This is a genomic window from Actinoplanes sp. CA-252034 (genome assembly GCF_050956125.1).
Classification (GTDB): Bacteria; Actinomycetota; Actinomycetes; order Mycobacteriales; family Micromonosporaceae; genus Actinoplanes.
In genome coordinates this window covers 8,982,898-9,001,893 of sequence record NZ_CP191846.1, presented here as the reverse complement: position 1 = coordinate 9,001,893, position 18,996 = coordinate 8,982,898, and the positions used below count along the sequence as shown (strand labels likewise).

General features: G+C 67.1%; 8 protein-coding genes and 1 pseudogene. 3 read left to right on the top strand and 6 right to left on the bottom strand.

What is annotated here, in order from left to right; genetic code table 11:
- The first annotated feature begins 201 nt into the window (after positions 1–201).
- Both ACQPZW_RS40675 and ACQPZW_RS40670 read left to right on the top strand, forming a co-directional pair.
- Positions 202–6,327: an RHS repeat-associated core domain-containing protein gene (locus tag ACQPZW_RS40675; RefSeq protein WP_433791372.1), complete on the top strand. Its 6,126-nt coding sequence runs from the start codon at positions 202–204 to the stop codon at positions 6,325–6,327.
- Between the two features lie 13 nt (positions 6,328–6,340).
- A complete protein-coding gene (locus ACQPZW_RS40670; RefSeq protein ID WP_433791371.1) occupies positions 6,341–7,096 on the top strand; it encodes a hypothetical protein in 756 nt (251 codons plus the stop codon).
- Between the two features lie 723 nt (positions 7,097–7,819).
- On the opposite strand, the gene ACQPZW_RS40665 is transcribed toward ACQPZW_RS40670, so the two are convergent.
- The 6 genes and pseudogenes from ACQPZW_RS40665 to ACQPZW_RS40640 form a co-directional block, all read right to left on the bottom strand.
- A complete protein-coding gene (locus ACQPZW_RS40665) occupies positions 7,820–8,017 on the bottom strand; it encodes a hypothetical protein (protein ID WP_433791370.1) in 198 nt (65 codons plus the stop codon).
- Positions 8,018–9,429: 1,412 nt separating this feature from the next.
- Positions 9,430–10,434, bottom strand: a complete 1,005-nt coding sequence (locus ACQPZW_RS40660) for a hypothetical protein (RefSeq protein WP_433791369.1) — start codon at positions 10,432–10,434, stop codon at positions 9,430–9,432.
- A 7-nt stretch (positions 10,435–10,441) separates the two neighbouring features.
- Positions 10,442–10,718, bottom strand: a pseudogene (locus ACQPZW_RS40655) (cation acetate symporter); the annotation flags it as partial.
- Positions 10,719–10,840: 122 nt separating this feature from the next.
- The gene (locus ACQPZW_RS40650; RefSeq protein WP_433791368.1) at positions 10,841–11,074 is read right to left on the bottom strand and encodes a hypothetical protein; all 234 of its coding nucleotides are present in this window, start codon (positions 11,072–11,074) and stop codon (positions 10,841–10,843) included.
- A gap of 544 nt (positions 11,075–11,618) precedes the next feature.
- Complete coding sequence (locus ACQPZW_RS40645; protein WP_433791367.1) at positions 11,619–12,161, bottom strand: hypothetical protein; 543 nt, start codon at positions 12,159–12,161, stop codon at positions 11,619–11,621.
- Positions 12,162–12,225: 64 nt separating this feature from the next.
- Entirely contained in the window at positions 12,226–18,033 is a 5,808-nt protein-coding gene (locus ACQPZW_RS40640) for a ThuA domain-containing protein (RefSeq protein ID WP_433791366.1), read from the bottom strand.
- A 272-nt stretch (positions 18,034–18,305) separates the two neighbouring features.
- Between ACQPZW_RS40640 and ACQPZW_RS40635 the strand changes: the two genes are divergently transcribed.
- Positions 18,306–18,971 (top strand): response regulator, encoded by a 666-nt coding sequence (locus ACQPZW_RS40635; protein WP_433791365.1) that lies wholly within the window; start codon positions 18,306–18,308, stop codon positions 18,969–18,971.
- Positions 18,972–18,996 lie beyond the last annotated feature (25 nt).

Here is an 18,996-nt window from a genome sequence, read left to right as displayed (position 1 = left end):
GGTCGACCCCACAGCGGCAGGTCCCGGCGCCGAGACGCCCGACGGCCAGGCGGACACCCCGAGCAGCCCGAGGACCCGAACCAGGATAGCGAGACCCCGGTCGAGGAGGATCTCGACATCCCGGAGTCGACCGGAGGTCAGGGCGGTGGTACGGCCGTCAGCGACTATCCGGCGGCCAAGCGGGCCGGGTCCGGAAGCTCCGTGGTTCTGGCCGTTACCGGTGCGGGTGCCGGATCGACCGGTGACTACTCGGCCACCACGCTGTCGCAGTCGGGCAAGTGGACGGCTGGGCAGTCCGGTGGCGGCTTCTCCTGGGCGTACCCGCTGCACACGCCACCGGTGGCTGGCACCCTGAAGCCGGACGTCACGCTCGCCTACTCCTCGCAGGAGGTCGACGGGCGTACCTCAGTGACCAACAACCAGGCGTCCTGGCTGGGCGATGGCTGGAACTACCACCCCGGTTTCATCGAGCGGCAGTTCCGATCCTGTACTGATGACCGGTTCGAGAACGCCGACGACAAGAAGGCCAACAACGCCGACCACAAGACCGAGGATCTGTGCTGGCCGCGTAACTCGGTCGACACCAGCCTGGTCATGTCGCTGGGTGGCTCCAACGTGCCGCTGGTCAAGGACCGCAAGGCCAACCGGTGGCGGATGGCCAACGACAACGGCACGATCGTGGAGCGCCGACTCGGCGCGACCAACGGTGACGGCGGTGGCAGCACCGACAAGGGCGAGCACTGGGTGATCACCACCCCGGACGGCACCCGCTACTACTTCGGGCTGAACCACCTGCCCGGCTGGCGTGACGACAAAGACGACACCAACTCCACCTTCACCGTGCCGGTGTTCGGTAACCACCCGGGCGAGCCGTGCCGCCAGGCGAAGTTCTCCGAGTCCGACTGCACCCAGGCGTGGCGATGGAACCTCGACTACGTCGAGGACATCAACGGCAACGCGATGACGGTCTTCTACGACCGCGAGACCAACCACTACGCCAAGAACCGCAAGACCAAGACCCCGGTCTCGTATGTCCGCGGCGGCAACCCCAAGCGCATCGAGTACGGCCTGCGCTCGTCCAACGTCTTCAGCACACCGGCAGCGGCGCGGGTCGTCTTCGACCTCGACGAGCGGTGCCTGGAAACCGACGACTTCACCTGCGATCCGGCGAAGTTCAACAAGAAGGGCCAGGCGGCCAAACACTGGCCCGACTCCCCGGCCGACACCTACTGCGCGGCCCGCGACGAGAACGACAAGAAGAAGAAGTGCCTGGTAACGGCGCCGTCGTTCTGGACCCGGATGCGGTTGACCGGTATCACCACCGAGGTCGCCACCGCCCCCGGCGCCGGCACCTATCGCAAGGTCGACGACTGGCGGTTCACCCAGAAGTTCCTGACAACCCGCTACGACACCAACCCGCCGCTGTGGCTGGAGGAGATCAAGCGCACCGGCTACGACGCTGACGGAACGGCGGCCAGCCTGCCGTCGGTGCTGTTCCACGCCAACGCCGATCCGATGCCCAACCGGGTCAGCAAACCCAGCGACAACCGGCCACCGTTCGAACGGCTGCGTATCGGTGAGATCTTCACCGAGACCGGAGGCTCCGTCAAGGTCACCTACGCGAAGCCGTGTGACGCCACCGCGGCCCGGCCCAAGCCGGAGAATAACGACACCCGCTGCTATCCCGTCTACTACTCACCCAGCTCCGATACCAAGAACCCCGAGCTCGAGTGGTTCAACAAGTACGTCGTCGACCGGATTGACGAGGTCGACCATGTCGGTGGCGCACCGTCGGTGGTCACGACCTACCAGTACGACGACGCGGCATGGGCCAAGGACGACAGCGAGTTCAGCAGGGTCAAGGAACGCACTTACAGCGAGTGGCGCGGTTACGCCAACGTCACCACGCGGGTCGGTGACGGCACTGACGGCAACGCCCGTTCCAAGGCGATGACCCGGTACTTCCGCGGGTTGGACGGTTCCGTGGTCAAGGACTCCAGCGGGGTCGCGATCGCCAAGGACCACCAGGCTCTGCAAGGGCAGGTCGCCGAGACGGTCAACTACCTGGCCGACGGCGGTGCTGTGAACGCTCGTACCGTCACCAAGCCGTGGGTGCGTCGCACCGCGACGCAGAAGCGTTCTACCCTTCCGCACCCGGACAAGGCCAAGGCCCCGGTCGTGCCGGATCTGCTCGCCTACCAGACCGGGCAGAAGGAGACGCTCACTGTCAAACACATGAGCACCGGCGACCGTACGCTGCGTACGTTCACCACGTTCGACGCCGTCTACCCGGTTCCCGTGCAGGTCGAGGACTTCGGTGACGTCGGCAAGACCGGCGACGAGAAGTGCACGATCACCAGCTTCGCCAAGGCAGACGGGGCCCACCGGGTCGGCCTGCCGGCATCCTCCCGGACCACCGCAACGAGTTGCGCCGACGCTAAAGCCGGCCGGGTCGCCGTCGATCAGATCGTCACCGACACCCAGACGTTCTACGATGGTCGGCCGTTGGGGCAGGCCGGTAAAGGTCTGGTGACCGCCAAGACGGCGGTCAAGGGCGGCGGCACCGGGTACGAGTTCACCGAGAAGAGTAAGTACGACGACTTCGGCCGGGTCGAGGACGTGTGGGACGCCGACAACGCGAAGACCCACACCGGCTACTCGGCCGGTAACGGGGCACCCACCCAGGTCTCCGTTACGAACCCGCTCGGGCACTCCACCACCACGACCTTCGAGACCGGCCGAGGCCTGGCTGTGGCCAAGACCGACGCCAACGGCCGCACCACCCGTCTCGAACACGACCCGCTCGGCCGGCTGATCAAGGTGTGGATGCCCGGTCGCTCCGGCGGCGGGCAGACACCGAACATCGAGTACGCCTACGCCATCCTCGACCAGGGCAAGAAGCAACCGGTCCTCATCACCTCCAAAACCCTGCGCGACGACGGCAGCTACGCCACCAACAAGACCTTCTACGACGGTCTGCTGCGCACCCGTCAGGTGCAGGCCGAAGCCGTCGGCGGCAACGGCCGGATGGTGTCGGACACCTTCTACAACTCCGCCGGCGCGGCCCGCCGGGTAAACGACAAATACCTGGCCCCCGGCACGGTGTCCAACGAGTTGTTCCTGCCGAGCACCGACACGATCATCCCGTCCTGGACCGAGACCACCTACGACGGCCTCGGGCGGTCCACCCGTGTCGCCACCTACCACGCCGACGTCGATCCGGCGTTCGTCAGCCGTACCGTCTACGACGACGAGCAGACCACCGTCATCCCGCCCGCCGGTGGGGTCGCCACCCGTACCACCGTCGATGTGAACGACCGGGTCACCCGGGTCGAGCAGTTCACCGACGCCGCCCGCACCACCACCAATGCGGTCAAGTACGGCTACAACGCCCGCGGTGATCGCGCGAGCATCCTCGATGCCGAGAACAACACCTGGTCCTACAAGTACGACGCCCGTGGCCAGCAGGTCGAGGTCAACGACCCCGACAAGGGCCTGAGCACGTTCAAGTACGACAACTCCGGCCGGCAGACGTCCTCGACCGACGCCGAGAACCGGACCATCGTCAGCCTCTACGACCCTCTGGGCCGCAAGTACGAGGAACGCGAAGGCAGCGACAAGGGCACGGTGCGCGCGGAGTGGAAATATGACGGCGTTGCCAAGGGCCTGTTGAGCTCCTCCACCCGCTATGAGGCCACCGCCAACGGGCCGGTCGCCTACACCAACACCATCACCGGTTACGACGCCGACTACCAGGTCACCGGGCGGCGCATCTCGGTCCCTGAGGTGGCCGGAGCGGTCAAGGGTGACTACACCTACGCCTACACGTACACCCCGACCGGGAAACCGGAGACCACCACCGTGCCCGCCGCCGGTGGGTTGCGTTCCGAGCAGTTGGTCTACCACTACACCCGTGACGGGCAGGCGCTGACCACCTCCGGCCTGGACTGGTACGTCACCGACGCCGTCTACAGCGCCTACGGTGAACTGTTGCGCACCACCGCCGGCCCGGCACCGACCCGGGTCTGGACCACCAACTTCTACGACGAGCACACCCGCCGGTTGACCCGCAGTGTCAACGACCGTGAAGCCACCGTGCACCGGATCAACGACACGGGTTACCGCTACGACCACGCCGGTAACCTGCTCAACGTCACCGAGACCGCCGCCGGCGTCACCGACAACCAGTGCTTCGCCTACGACCAGCTGCAGCAGCTCACCGCCGCATGGACCACCAAGCCCGGCAGCGCATGTGCCGACGGTGCCAGTGAGGCCACGGTCGGCGGTCCGGACGCCTACTGGCGTGACTACACCTTCGACAAGGCCGGCAACCGTACCGGCGAGGTCGTCAACGACCCGGCCGGCAAGATCACCCGCGAGTACGAGTACGAGCCCGCGAGCCACAAGCTGGCGAGGGTGACCTCGACCGGCCCGGGCGGTCAGCGGCTGAACAACTACACCTATGACAAGACCGGTAACACCAAGACCCGGCAGGAGGCCGGTGCCACTCAGAGCCTGGAGTGGAATCCGGACGGTCGGGTCGCGAAGATCGTCGACCCGACCAAGGGCGAGACGACCTTCGTGTACGACGCCGACGGCAACCGCCTGCTGCGCCGCACCACAGCCGGCACCACCTTGTACCTGCCGGAAACCGAGGTCACCGCCGCCCCCGACGGCACGCTGACCGCCGACCGCTACTACACCCAGGCCGGCGCCCCGACCGTCATCCGCAGCCGCACCGCCACTGGAGAGACGCTGTCGGTGATGCTGGCCGACCACCACAACACCGCCACCACCGCGGTCCGGCTGTCCACCGACATGACGGTTCAGCGGCGCAAACTCACCCCGTACGGTGAGGACCGCGGCCAGAAACCACAACTGTGGCCCGGCCAGCGCGGCTTCGTCGACGGCACCATCGACGACAGCACCGGCCTGATCCACCTGGGTGCCCGCGAATACGACCCGGCGATCGGTCGGTTCCTGTCCGTCGACCCGGTCATCGACGTCATGCAACCCCTGCAGTTGCAGCCCTACAGCTACGCCTACAACAGTCCGTTGACGTTCACTGACCCCGACGGCCTGTGGGGCTGGTCGGAGATCGTGCACACCGCACTCGACGTCGCCGGCATGGTCCCGGTCATCGGCGAAGCCGCCGACCTGACCAACGCCGCCGTCTACGCCGCCGAAGGCAACTGGGGCGAAGCCGCCCTATGCGCGGCCGCAGCAATCCCCGTCGCCGGCAATGCCATCACCGCCGCCAAGATGGGCCGCAACGCCAAGAAAGCCATCAACGCCGCCGAAGCCATTGCCGAAAAAGCCGACGACGCCGTCGACGTTTCCAAGGCCGTCCCACCGGTCAAGGCACCCGACCCGGAACCCCCGACAAAGGTCGCCGACAACACCAAACGCACCGAGACGTGCGACGGGGCCAACAGCTTCGCCCCCACCACCCAAGTGCTGATGGCCGACGGCAGCACAACACCCATCGGCGAACTCCAAACCGGGGACCAGGTGCTGGCCGAAGACCCTGAAACCGGCGAACGAGGCGCCCGTGCGGTCGTCGCGACCATCGGATCTGACCTGGTAAAGCAGGTCGTCGAGATCACCGTCCAGGCACAGGATGCGCCCGCGCCCGGCGGGGATGACAACACCGCCACCGCCAAACACCGTCAGACCGGTACGGCCGTGCCGGAAGGCGGCAAGGATGCGGGTCAGTCAGCCACACTGATTGCAACGGCGAACCATCCGTTCTGGGCCGCCGATGCAGGATCCTGGATACTGGCTGGCCAGTTGCAGCCCGGCATGTGGCTTCAAACTTCGGCCGGCGCCTGGGTGCAGGTCCAAGCCGTCCGCCCCGTCGGCACACGCTCCGACGTACGCAACCTCACCATCGAAGACCTTCACACGTACTATGTGAAAGTCGGCAATAGCCCGGTCCTCGTACACAACTGCGATTTGACAATTACACAAGAGCAATTGGATACCATGGTGCCCGGTCCGCATGCGAACCATCCTGGCATTGAGACGAGGGAGGCGGATCCGCTCCCCCAGAACATTCGTGATGCCGTCCAGCCAGACGCATGTCATACATGCAATGACGCGCGTCCAGGTGCTAAGCCCGTGAAGATTGGTGATCATCAGCCGCCCAAGGCATTCGGATATCCAGGCTTTGTCTATCGAATTTTTAGTCATTGCTCAATTTGCAGTAGGATCCAGAACCTGGGCGTACAACGCATGCTGGCGATTGGACGTAATCACAACATCAGGGAGCCTGAGGGTAGGTATGAAGACCTGATGAGGTTGGCTCGACAACACTTGGCTCCATGAGAGGTGCCGCCTGATGAAACTCTGTTCAATTGAGTTCGCGGTGGATAACGGCATGTTGACAATTGGTGCGGCCGAGGTGGCGGACGGTGAACAGCCAACGTTGGAGAATTTGCCAGCTGCCACGGCCACCCAGTTGTTCATACCGTGTCGGCAACAAATAGCTCCCGTGCACGTCGATTTTTGGCGAGGCGAGGCACCGCCGAGTTCGTATGAGATGATTTCGGTCGATATAACGCTGCCGAATGGTTTATTGACTGTGGGTGAGACCTTCCTCCGCCCCTATCTGTCTTGGCCTGTTTGCGCGCCGGGCCAATCTGTTAATGTCCGCATCGGAGTTGACGACGAAGATGACGCCGCAAGTGTGACCGTCCTGATCGATGCAGTAGATGTCCGGCTCCCCTCATCCCGGGACCGTGCGCACCTGGTGCGAGCCCTGGCCGAATATGACCAGCTGGAAAAACTTGACGTCATTACAGCAGAGCACAGCTTTCCACTCGAGCGGTTCAGCTCGGCATTCCATATCATCCGGCACGGCATTGCGTCGGGTGCGGCCGGTGGTAGGGTCCGATATGGAGTTCAGACTATTATTGAATGGATGCGTTGGCTGAAGGCTGATATTTTGAGAGAAAATCTGGAAGGCATTGATGAATTGATCATCAGTCGGGCCAGCTCGAATGTATCGCCAGATCAGGCTGCGCGTGAAATATTGGCGGAGGTTGCTGGAAGGCTCGGGGTGTCGCTGGACGAACTGCTCGTTGCCCGGAGATGAGATTCTTCTTGACCGCGGTTTGAAACGATTGCGCTGAGTAGTCAGGCGACTCTCTCGGTGTCGTACCGGGCGTCCATCGCGATGACGACGTCTGGGTTGTGATTGGGTGGTAGCTGCTGTCGGCCTTGCTGCGGGCGGTTCTTCTTGAAGTGGTCCACACCTCGCCGACCACGGCGAGGGTGTGGCGTTCGTGGCAGATCAGCAACTGGTCGGTGCATTCGTGGCACAGGCTGCGGCCCCAGCGTTCGATGTAGCAGTTCGCCCGTCGTATTCGTGGCGCGGAGTCTTCGTCGCGGTGATGCGTTCGGCGGTGTGGATTCATCGAACGCGGCGCTGTACTTGCCGCCCAGGTTGGGATCAGGAACCGGTATCGGTTCGGTTTGTTCGCCGAGGTCTATGCCGATGACACGGGCCTGCTGGCCCAGTACCTGCCAAAATGTCATCCGGGTAGGTCAGGCGGCATGTTTGTATTCGTGAAGGATGCCGCCGAGGCGGTTGCGTCGGTGGATGTTTAGGCGGGTGAGCCGGTCGGGGTCGATGATCGCTTCTGGTAACGGTGCGAGGGGGCGGGCGTTGGTGATGCCCTGGTGCGGTCGGTGTTCGTTGTAGAAGGCTTCGAACTCGCGTAACGCGTGCAGCAGGTGCCGCCGGCTGAGGATCAGGGTCCGGTCGAGTAGCTCGCGTCGGCAGGCTGTACCCAGCGTTCTTGTCCGCCTCCGCGAACTAGTACGTCGGTCTGGCGGCGCCCGTGTGCCGCTCTGTCCTCGACGACCGCTTCCAGCCCGCCGCGGTGATAGCCGCGGTGGCGATCCGCTGTTTCAGCGCCTTGTGCGCGTTGCTTTCGCCCTCGGCCTGGTCACGGATAGCCGGGTTGTGGTGCGCCGCGTGCAGCAAATGGTTCGTGCTGCGCGGGATGAACATCCATTCGGGGCAGTCCGGTGCAGTGTCGCGGCACTGCGGGCACTGCAGGACTCCTTCGCGGAAGTCCCGCTCGCTGGGGAGTACACCTCGGCGAGAAGGCCTGGTCGGTCGGGATGACCGAGGTTGGGATCGTCGGTCAGATCGAGCTCGATATCATACAGTGCGTGCCACACCGCAGTGTTCGGAGAGGCCATGTCCATCAATGTAAGAAGGTGCGGTGTGAGAATCACGGGATACGACATGCCCGAATTTCGGCACCATTTGACCGAGCCTCGCAACTGGTGGCGGCCTGTACTACACGGGAGGACGTCGCAGGTGGTTTGGGTGACGGCAGCAGTGAATATGGGGAGCGCGTTGGGAGTACAGCGCTGACCCGACCACGTCGCTGGGTTCGGCTGAGATGCCGGCGGTATGGGGAGCGATCTGCTCCTCGCTGGCCGTGATTTTGCCCTGTTCAGAGGCCATCCTCAGCAATGGTGGGGAGCGTCGACACGATGAAATTGGGCTGTTCGGGGTGGGCAGTGCGGCGCTGCTCCCAAAACCGTCGATCGTATGGGGAGCAGGCGGGGTTGAATTCAGCAGCGTCGAACAGCGCCGAACCGCGTTTAGTAGCGCCGGGCAACTGCGGCTGAGCAGGCTAAGGCCGTGTTCATACTGGTCAGTGGCTCGATCGGACTACGTTCACACCGGAGAGGTCACTGGTTCGATCCCAGTATCGCCCGCGGGTATTCCTAGCTGTGAAAACGCTCGGTCTTGTGATCCACAAGGCCGAGCTTTTTGTCATGCTTGTGGGAGCAGATTGGGAGCAGCGCCTCTTCTCTCGAAGAGACCTCCTTCGAAGAAGCTTGCTGACCGGAATGTCGAGCGGCGTTCAACAGCGCTGACGGGCTTCCATGGCCTCTGCAGCGGTGACGACTCCTGTCATTGCTGCCGTGACCACAACCTGCTTTGCGAAGTGGTCAGGACCCGTGCCGAGGAGCGCCGTATGGCGCCGTACGCAGTCCGGCGGCGGTCACTGTCAATGGCCAATCCGTTCCGCCCCAGAGGCGGCCAGTAGTCGTCCCCGCTGGCGGCCATCCGCCCTCGGCGTGCTCTCCGTCCCGCGGTGGACCCCGATGGTGCGCTCGCCGAAGCTCCCGGCCAGTGCCTCCTAGAACGGTGGCCGGCAGCCGCCGAGGCGGTGCGCGACGGGCTCGCTATACCCCTCAGCGCCGGGGTCGGTCAGCGTGCCGAAGTAGCCGAAGATCACCGTGCGCATGGCCCATACACGGACGCGCCGGAGACTCCCCGTGGTTCGGGGGCCTCCGGCGAGGCGGTTCCGTGTGGTGGATCAGGATCCGCGAAGGATCAGGTTGCCGTTGTCCGCGGCGCCGCTCAGCGAGCCGCTTGTTTCGCTGGCGCGTTTCGCGACTTTATCCCGCTGGCGTTTCGTTCAGCCCCAAACCGCGCAGGATGTTATCGCGGTTCGCGTTTGCGCGCAGCGCTGTCAAGGAATTCAAGCGGCCCAGCAAAGTCGTGGAGGATGCGGGGCATTTCAAGTCTTGAATCGCCGACAGAGTTTTTTCAAAACGTTGGATGCGGCTTTCAAGGTCCGTTCCACTCGGAAGGCTCGCATTCTTGAGCGCTACCTGCGCGTTCACTTGGGCTTGAGTGGGTGGGCAGCGACCGGGAACCTTTACGCCGGTAGGGCCCACGCGGTCGGCCGTCGCGTCCGGATTGCCCGGGCTGAAACCCAGCGCCGGCACCAAAGCGTTGATGTTACCGGAGCTGGCTCCGGCGTTCCCCGTCGCTCCACTCGCGGCCGCGCCACCGGATCCTGCGGCGGCTTGATCCGCTGGCGTTTCGTTCAACCCCAAACCGCGCAGGATGTTATCGCGGTTCGCGTTTGCGCGCAGCGCGGTCAAGGAATTCAAGCGGCCCAGCAAAGTCGTGGAGGATGCGGGGCATTTCAAGTCTTGAATCGCCGACAGGGTTTTCTCGAAACGTTGGATGCGGCTTTCAAGGTCCGTTCCACTCGGAAGGCTCGCATTCTTGAGCGCTACCTGCGCGTTCACTTGGGCTTGAGTGGGTGGGCAGCGACCGGGAACCTTTACGCCGGTAGGGCCCACGCGGTCGGCCGTCGCGTTCGGATTGCCCGGGCTGAAACCCAGCGCCGGCACCAAAGCGTTGGTGTTACCGGAGCTGGCTCCGGCGTTGCCCTGGCCCGCGTTGCCCCCGGGTTGGACGGTGGCCTGGCTCATCCCCGTGCCGACCGCGAGCGCCGAGCCGAGCAGCGCTGCGGCGGCACCTCCAACAACCAGCTTGCGCGTCCGGCCGCTGACTCCGCGTCGATACATGCACGGCTCCTCTTCGTTTCGGTACTGCTTGTGCCGAGAAATACGAGCAATGATGTGGCAGCAGTTCATGACGCTGAGCAAGCGTTCCTTAAAGTTTCTTTAACGTGACGCCCGGGGCGTGCATCCGCCGGCATCGTCGCGCCCACGTCCGCGGGCACACGGCCGCGGGTCAGCAGCGAGCCCGCCACCATCGCCGTGAGCGCGAGCGGCACCGTCCACACGGCCGGCTGCGCGAGCAGCCCGGTCTGCCAGCCGGACAGCGGCGGCCCGAACACCGTGACCAGCACCGCGGCCATCGCGGCGCCGGCACCGGTCGGCACGCCCGAGGCCGCCCCGGTGTCCGTGAGTCCGCGCCACCAGATGCGTCGTGGTCTTACCGGCGCCGTTCGGGCCGACAGCACGATCCGGGCCCGCGCCTCAGCACGGGCAGGAAGGTCCCATCTGTACTGTTCGCGAATCTCTCCTGGACCACAGCGACACCGTGTGGTCACCAGTCCGGACCGGGCCAGCGCGACGCCGAGCACCGGCGGAAGTCCACAAGACCGCGCTGAAAGTCGCCGGCGGGTTCGGCAGCCGGCATCCTGACCGCATCCGCCTTCGGTGCCGTCCCGACGCCGCTGGCGATCGTAGTCTTCGGCGTGATCATGGTCGGCGCGCTGCTCGTCGTAGCGCGCGGCTGAATGCTGGTGCGGATCGGCTTCCCGTCGGCCCGCACCAGCATTTCCCCACGTCGGCCCAAGTCGGCCGTCATATCAACGGCCGGAAACGATGAGCGCGGGTGTCCCAGGTCAGCGTGAACGGGGCGATTCGCGAGGTCGCCACGATCGTCGCGTTGGCCCTGAGTTGCATGCGGATGACCGCGGCATCGTCGGAGACGACGGGCTGCAGGGTGACGGTGCTGTTGCCGGCGGTCAGGCCGATGTCGCCTGATCGTCGGCGCGACGGTGTCAGCGGGCCGCCGCGGGCGCGTGCAGCCCGACGGCGGCCAGCACCGCGACGAGGATGGCGCCGCCCGTACGCGAAGTGATGTTGCCCGGTCGCATGCCCCGTTCTTCGAGAACGGGGGCGTTCAGACCGGTCCTGGTTCTGCAGGGTGACGAGAGTGCCGGTTGTCGGTGTGCGGCCGTGTCGGTTGAGGCAGGCTCTCCATTCGCACCGCTGGTGTGACGCGGGCGATGGTGGGCGGCGGCCGACCTCTCCTGAGGTTGATTCGTGCTGCTCCCGTCGTGAGCACCACCATGTCGCAACAGTGGTCGTCCAGGGGGTTACGGGTTGCCGGCGCTCTGCCGGGCTTTGCGCCTGCGCACTATCGGCCACACCACCGCGACGAGCGCCAGGACGGTGAGGACGCCGAGCACGACCGGCCTCCACCACGACGAGAGTGTGGTCTGCGGTGACTCGCCCGGCTTCGCCGCGGAGACCTGCGCCGGAGCCGACTGGGCCGCTCTGGCCTGGACTTCGACGGTCACCTCGCTGGTGTGTGGTGCCGGGGCACGGACCGTCACCTTCCACTTTCCGGGGGTCAGGATCGGACCGGTGGCGTAGAAGCCCTGGCCCTCGCCGGCCGGTTCCAGTTGCACCGGTCCGACAGCCTGTCCGTCGGGGCCGGTGGCGGTGAGTGCCAGCCGGACCAGCGTTTCCAGCTGGTGCCCGTCGGCGTGGCGGGCCTGCACGGTGACGCCGACGGCGCCGTCGCCCGCGACCTCCAGTTTGAGTCTTCCGTTGTGCGCCCACGCCGGGCCGACGGCCGGCAGGAGTGCCAGTAACAGGCCGGCCAGGACGGCGGCTGCTCCACGGGTACGACGCATCAAGGTGTTCCCTCCTGCACCGGGAGGCCCCGTCCCGCCTGGTGACGGGACGGGGCCGTTGTCGTCAGAGCCCGCGGCCCGGGGAGATCCGGGTGGGGTCCTCGGCTAGTCGGCCGGTGCGGGTCAGGGGCTTGCCGTCGTTCGCCTTGGCCCCGGCTCGGCTCGCCGTGCCACCGAGCCGCTCGATCATCGCGTCGGCGTCGCGGAGCAGGGTGTCGCGCACGTCGGTGTCGGCGACGAGGGCTGCGTCGTTGACGAGCGTCCGGAAGGTGGCCAGCTGCCGCACTGCCCGCTCGTCCTCGCCGGCCGCCTCCGAGGCCCGGATCGTGTCCAGCCTGGTGGACAGCTGCCGATGTGCCTTGGTGGAGAGCCGTCCGGTCGCCTTGAACCGGTCCAGCAGGTTCTGCATGTCCCGGAACGAGGTGGTGACGAAGAACCTGACCGTCGTCGAGGTGCTGTTGTCCGCCTTGTCGGTCGCGGTCACGGTCAGCTCGTGCAGGCCGAGTGGCAGCTCGTACAGCGCCTGGAGGGAACCGCTGGTGTACGGCTTCCCGTTGAGCGTGCCGGTGGTGGTCCTGATGCCGGAGGTGGGGTCGACCGCCTGCCACGAGGTGCGGATGTCCTGGCTGTCGCCGTACAGCTGGCCGTTGGCCAGCCCGGAGACCAGCAGGGTCGGCTTGGTGCCGTCGATCCGTACGACCGCCGACTTGAGCGTCTCGGCGTTACCTGCCTTGTCCTTGGCCCGGTAGAGCAGCTCGTGTGTGCCGTCCTCGGTCACGTCGACCGGTGCGGTGTACGGCGTCCAGGTGCCACCGTCCAGCGACCACTCCAGCAGTCCCACCCCGGAACCGGCATCTACCGACTTCAGTACCACCGGGACGGTGCCGTCGTGCCAGCCGTTGTCGTTGGCCGGCGCGAACTGGGCCGAGGTGACCGGAGCCGTACCGTCGATCCTGATCGTGACCGATTTCGCCTGCTCCACGTTGCCGGCCGAGTCGGTCGAGCGGAACCGCACCTCATGGGTGCCGTCACCACTGACCGGCACACCGGCGGTGTACGCGGTCCAGGCGGTGGCGCCGTCGAGCTGGTATTCGGTGCCCGCCACCCCACTGCCACCGGTCTCGTCGGCCGCGGTCAGGGTGACCGTGACGTTTCCGGTGTGCCAGCCCTCGACCGGGGTGCCGGACACCTTGGCGCTGGTCACCGGTGCGGTGGTGTCGGCGTTCTCGGCACTGATCCGGAAGTAGTCGAAAGCGACGGTCTTCGAGGCGGTCTGGGCGGCGCCGAGGCTGTACAGCCCCACCTTCGGGATCGCCCCGACGGCGGCGTTGGTCAGCGGTGCGAACGTCGTCCATTCCGTGCCGTCGGCCGAGTACGCGGCGGTGTAGGTGTTGCCGGCCCGGGCCAGCCGCAGATGCCACACCGCCGAGGTCAGACTGCCGGCCTGCGGTTGTGGGTCCTGCACCGCGGCGCCGATCTCGCTGCGGAACTCGATCCGTCGGCTGACCGGCTGGCCCGCGGTGTTGTCGGCGACGAAGTCCAGCTTGACGTAGTTGTCGTCGTCGCCGTACACGAGAAGTCCGGCCTGCTGGTACTGCTCGTTCAGCAGGCTGCCGTCGACCTTCGTCTGCACGGTCCAGTCGCCGGCCGGCGCCGTCTGCAGGACGAAGTTCGTCGGCCCGGTGTTGTTGGCGGTGTAGATGTCGCCGTTGGGCACGTCGATGCGCAGCGCCCCGTCGGCGACCCGGTAGGTCGCCGGGTCCTCCCGGACGATCGCGTTCCACCGGCACTTGTCCAGCGCGGCGCCGGCGAACTCGTCCGACGGAGTGACCGGTTCCGCCGGGGCGTCCGGCGTGAACTGGAACCAGTCGAACGTCGCGTCCACCACCGGCGCGGTGGTGCCACCGTTGAGGGCGAAGACCCCGATGCGCGGGTTCTCGATGCCGGCCAGGGCGGCGGACCGGCCGACGGGGGTGAATGTCCGGCCGTCGGCGGAGGCTTCCGCGGTCAGGTTCGTCCCGTCACTGGTCAGCCGCAGGTAGGTCACGTCGCCGGTGGGCGCCGCGGTGCTGTCGCCGCTCTCGTTGCGGGGACTCGCGGCGGTCTCCCGGATGAACTCGACCGTGCGCGCCCCGTTGTAGAGCAGGTCGAGCTTGGCGTAGTTGTCGTCGTCGCCGTACACGATCAGACCGGCCTGCTGGTAGGTCGCGGTGATCGGCACGGTGACCTTGGTCGTGGCCTGCCAGGCGCCGCCGGGTGCGGGCTGCAGGACGAGGTTGGTGGCGTCGTTGCGGGTGCCGTAGAGATCACCGACGCCGGTGGGCAGCCGCAGTGTCCCGTCGGCGACCGAGTAGAGCTGGTTCTCCCGCACCACCGTCCAGCGGTCGCGGTCCAGCGCGCTGCCGAGGAAGTCGTCCGAGCGCGCCCCGAAACAGGAGGTGTTCGGTGCCTCGACCTTGACCGGGACATTGGCGTACGAGCGGGCGCCGCGACTGTCGGTGACGGTCAGAGTGGCGGTGAACGTGCCCGGCACCCGGTACGTGTGGCCGGCGTCCAGGGTGGTCGCCGTACCTCCGTCGCCGAAGTCCCAGGCGTACGTCAGCGGGGTGTCGCCCTCGGTGTCGGTGGCCGTGCCGTCGAAGGCGACGGTGACCGGCGCGGTGCCGGTGGCCGGTGTCGCGACCGCGCTGACCTTCGGTGGTGCGTTCTCGGTGACGCCCCGGCCCAGGAAGTCGAGCCAGTTCACATTGAACAGCGCCCCCGTCCCGCCGGCCGGGCCCCGGGCGACGAAGAACAGGGAGCCGGCGTTGGTGCCGGTGACCGGCGCGGTGACGTCGGCCCAGGTCTGCCCGCCGCCGGTGTTCGGTACCGCGGCCGTGGCGACCAGCGGGCCGTCGGCGGCGTCGGCGCGCACCTCGATGCGGCCGCCGGCGGCAGCCGACGCGACCCGGAAGCGGATCGACTCGATGCCGGTCAGGCTGGCCGGGTCCAGCGACCACCAGTCGCCGTCCTCGATGGCGGTGATGTTCTGCCCGCCGCCGGCCGGGTCGCTGCCGTTCTCCCGGGTCACGCCCGGTTGACCGCCGCCGGTGCCGCCGGGCACCCGGCCGGTGGCGGTGTAGTACTCGGCCTGCTTGCGTTTGGGCTGCAACTGCTCGATCGCCCGGCCGGTGAGCGGGCCGGCGCCGCCCGAGCCGCCGTCATCGGTGTAGGTGGCCTCGAAGACCGCGAAGACGTCGGCCTCCGCGCCGTGCCCCGAGGCGAGTGAGGTCTGCACGGTGCCGGTGCAGCCGGTGTGCTGCTCCAGCGGGTGGGCGTGCTCGTCGTGGCCGAGCAGCACCTGCAACCGCACCCGGTCGCAGTCGATCTCGCCGTCCTCCGGGTCGGTGACCTTGATCGTGTACCGGACCTGGTCACCCCATTCGAAGAAGCCGCCGTCCGGCGGGAACTCGATGGTCACCGTCGGGGTGGTGTTGCCGACCGTCACCGGGACGTTCGCGACCGCGCTGCGCCCCTTGGGGTTGGTGACGGTCAGCTGCGCGGTGTAGTCGCCCGCCGTCGCGTAGGTGTGGGTGGGGTTGGCCTCGGCCGAGGTCGCGCCGTCGCCGAACGTCCACGCGTAGGTCAGCGCGCCACCGTCGGGATCGCGGGATCCAGCGCTGGAGAACCGTACGGTCAACGGCGCCTGTCCGGAGGTCGGGGTGGCGGCGGCCGCGGCGATCGGTGCCCGCTCGCCGGCGATGTAGTCGATCCGGTAGACGCCGGAGTCGTCGTTGTTGCCGCCGAAGCCCGTGCCCCACTCGATCATGTACATCGCGCCGTCCGGGCCGAACTCGAAGTCCATCGGGCGGATGAACTTCATCCCGGTCAGCAACTGGTTGATGTCGACCAGGGACCGGCCGTCGGCGGTCACCTGCATGGTGTACATCTTCGACTGGTTCCACTCGCCGAGCAGCGCCTTGCCGTCGTAGTAGGCGGGCCACTTGCGCGTGGAGTTCGAGTCGGCGTCGTAGCGGTAGACCGGGCCGCCCATCGGGGCGCCACCGCCGCCGATCTCCGGGAAGCGCGGGTTGCCGCCGTAGTCGTAGTCGACGGTGGCGCTGACGGCCGGCGGCAGCGTGGTGAGGCCGGTGTTGTTGGGCGAGTTGTTCACCGGCGCCGCGCAGTCGAATTTCGCCCCGCTCGGGCCGGACGGGAACTGGTAGTCGTTGTACGCGTAGTTCGCGCCGATGCAGTACGGCCAGCCGAAGTTGCCCGGGGCGGCGACGATGTTCCACTCCACGGTCCCCTCCGGACCGCGGTTGGGATTGGTCGTGCTGGCGTCCGGCCCGTAGTCGGCGACGTACAGGACGTTCGTGGCCGGGTCGACGCCGATGCGGAACGGGTTGCGGAAGCCCATCGCGTAGATCTCCGGGCGGGTCCGCGCGGTGCCCGTCGGGAACAGGTTCCCCGCCGGGACGGTGTACGAGCCGTCGTCCTCCGGGTGGATCCGCAGCACCTTGCCGCGCAGGTCGTTGGTGTTGCCGGCGCTGCGCTGGGCGTCGTAGTCCTGCCGGCCGGCACGCTCGTCGATCGGAGTGAACGCGTCCGACTCGAACGGGTTGGTGTTGTCGCCGGTGGCCAGGTAGAGGTTGCCGGCGCTGTCGAAGGTCATGCTCCCGCCGGCGTGGCAGCAGGTGTTGCGCTGGGTGTCGACCTGCAGGACGACCTTCTCGGTGGCCGTGTCGATGGTGTCGCCGACGACGGTGAACCGGGACAGCAGGTTACGGGCCACGCCGTCGTTGCGGGCGTAGTAGAGGTAGACCCAGCCGTTGTCGGCGAAGTCCGGGTCGAGCCGGATCCCGATCAGGCCGTCCTCGTTGCCGGTGAAGACGTCCAGGTCGACCGCGGTCACCGTGGTGTTGGTGGCGGGCTTGACGATCCGTACCCGGCCGTCGCGCTCGACGTAGAACACCCGGCCGTCGTCGGCGATGTCCAGCTCCATGGGGTTGCTGGTGTTGCTGTCCAGCGTGATCTTCTCGAAGCTCTTGGTCAGCGAGGCGCCGCAGTCGGCGTCCAGCTGCCCGGCCGCGGTCTGGATGCCGCCCAGCAGGTGGGCGAGGAACGCCGGATCGGTGTACGACTCGGTCGTGTGGCCGCCGCCGGTGTACCAGGCCCGTCCGCCGTCGTAGTCCTGGCACCACGCGGTCGGGTGGTCGGCACCCATCGCACCGGCGCCCGGGGTGTAGCTGGTCTCGTCGAGGCTGGCCAGCACGTGCACGTCACCGCGGGGGTTGGACCGGAAGTTGTACCACTCGTCGAAACGCGACCAGCGTTCCGGCAGCCCGGCCGTGGACGGGTGGGCGTGGTCCTCCACCTTCACGGTCGCCTGCTGGTTGGCGGGGTGGCTGGCGAAATACGCGCCGACCAGTTCGCCGTACCAGGGCCAGTTGTACTCGGTGTCGGAGGCGGCGTGGATGCCGGCGTACCCGCCGCCGGCCTGGATGTAGCGCTCGAAGGCAGCCTGCTGGCCGGGGTCCAGGACGTCGCCGGTGGTGGAGAGCCAGATCACCGCCCGGTACTTGGCCAGGTTGGCGTCGGTGAAGGCGGCACTGTCCTCGGTGGCGTCGACGGTGAAGCCGTTGTCGGTGCCGAGTTGCCTGATGGCGGCGATGCCGGCCGGGATGGTGTCGTGCCGGAAGGCGGCGGTCTTGGAGAAGACCAGGACGGAGTACGGCTCCGCGGCGGCCGCGGCCCGCTCCGCCGCGGGCTGCGGGCTCGCTGGGGCGGCCTGGGCGGGGGCGCCACTGAGGACGGACGCCAGCAGGGCGCACGTGAGCAGAGCAGCGGTGAGCAGGCGTCTTCCGGGGTGAACACGGCGTGGACGGGGCACGTGCCTCTCCTTGTCCTGGGTGGACAGCGGTCTCGTGCCACAACCCACGCATCGATATTTGTTGATTGCCTATACAAATTAGGGCTACCCCCCGGATGTCCAGCAAGAGTTCAGTGTGTAACGGTTCGGTAACTTGCCGCAGTGTGATGGCCGACGGTGCCCGAGCGCCGTTCTAACGGTCGCTTCAGGTTCGCTCGGTATGAAGGGGGCACCGTCGGCCCCGCACCGGACTGCGGCTGAACCGTCCACGCGACCCCGGAAGGCGGCCATCCATGATCTCTGTGCTCGTGGTGGACGCCCAGCCGATGCAGCGCCTCGGGGTTCGCATGCTGCTGGAGAGCACCCCCGACACCGAGATCGTCGGCGAGGCCGCGAACGGCGGCGAGGCCGTTCGGCGGATCACCGAGCTGCGTCCCGACGTGGTGCTGATGGACATCCGCATGCCGGGCGTCGACGGGATCGAGGCCACCCGGCGCGTCGTCGCAGCCGGTGGGCGCTCGCGGATCCTGGTGCTGACGACGTTCGACGTGGAGCGGTACGCGTTCGCCGCGCTGCGGGCCGGGGCGAGCGGCTTCCTGCTCAAGGACATCCGCCCGGAGGAGTTGCTCGCCGGCATCCGGGCCGTCGCCGCCGGGGACGCGGTGATCGCGCCGGCGCTGACTCGTCGGCTGCTCGACGCGTTCGCCGACCGGCTCGACGACGACCTCTGCGGGCCCGTGCGGGAGGATCCCCGGCTGGACTTCCTGACCGGCCGGGAGCGCGAGGTCTTCGTCGCCATCGGCCACGGCCTCACCAACGGCGAGATCGCGCAACGGTTCACGCTGTCGGAGTCGACGGTGAAGACCCACGTCGGGCGGGTCCTCGCCAAGATCGGCGCGCGGGACCGGATCCAGGCCGTGATCCTCGCCTACGACCTGAGACTCGCCCGGCCGGTCTAGCACCTCGTCGGGTGCGTGGTCGAGA

Excerpts from the sequence above, each read along its gene's own strand:
- ACQPZW_RS40670 (WP_433791371.1), top strand. The coding sequence starts at position 6,341 with ATGAAACTCTGTTCAATTGAGTTCGCGGTGGATAACGGCATGTTGACA.
- ACQPZW_RS40665 (WP_433791370.1), bottom strand. The coding sequence starts at position 8,017 with ATGTTCATCCCGCGCAGCACGAACCATTTGCTGCACGCGGCGCACCAC.
- ACQPZW_RS40650 (WP_433791368.1), bottom strand. The coding sequence starts at position 11,074 with ATGCTGGTGCGGGCCGACGGGAAGCCGATCCGCACCAGCATTCAGCCG.
- ACQPZW_RS40645 (WP_433791367.1), bottom strand. The coding sequence starts at position 12,161 with ATGCGTCGTACCCGTGGAGCAGCCGCCGTCCTGGCCGGCCTGTTACTG.
- ACQPZW_RS40635 (WP_433791365.1), top strand. The coding sequence starts at position 18,306 with ATGATCTCTGTGCTCGTGGTGGACGCCCAGCCGATGCAGCGCCTCGGG.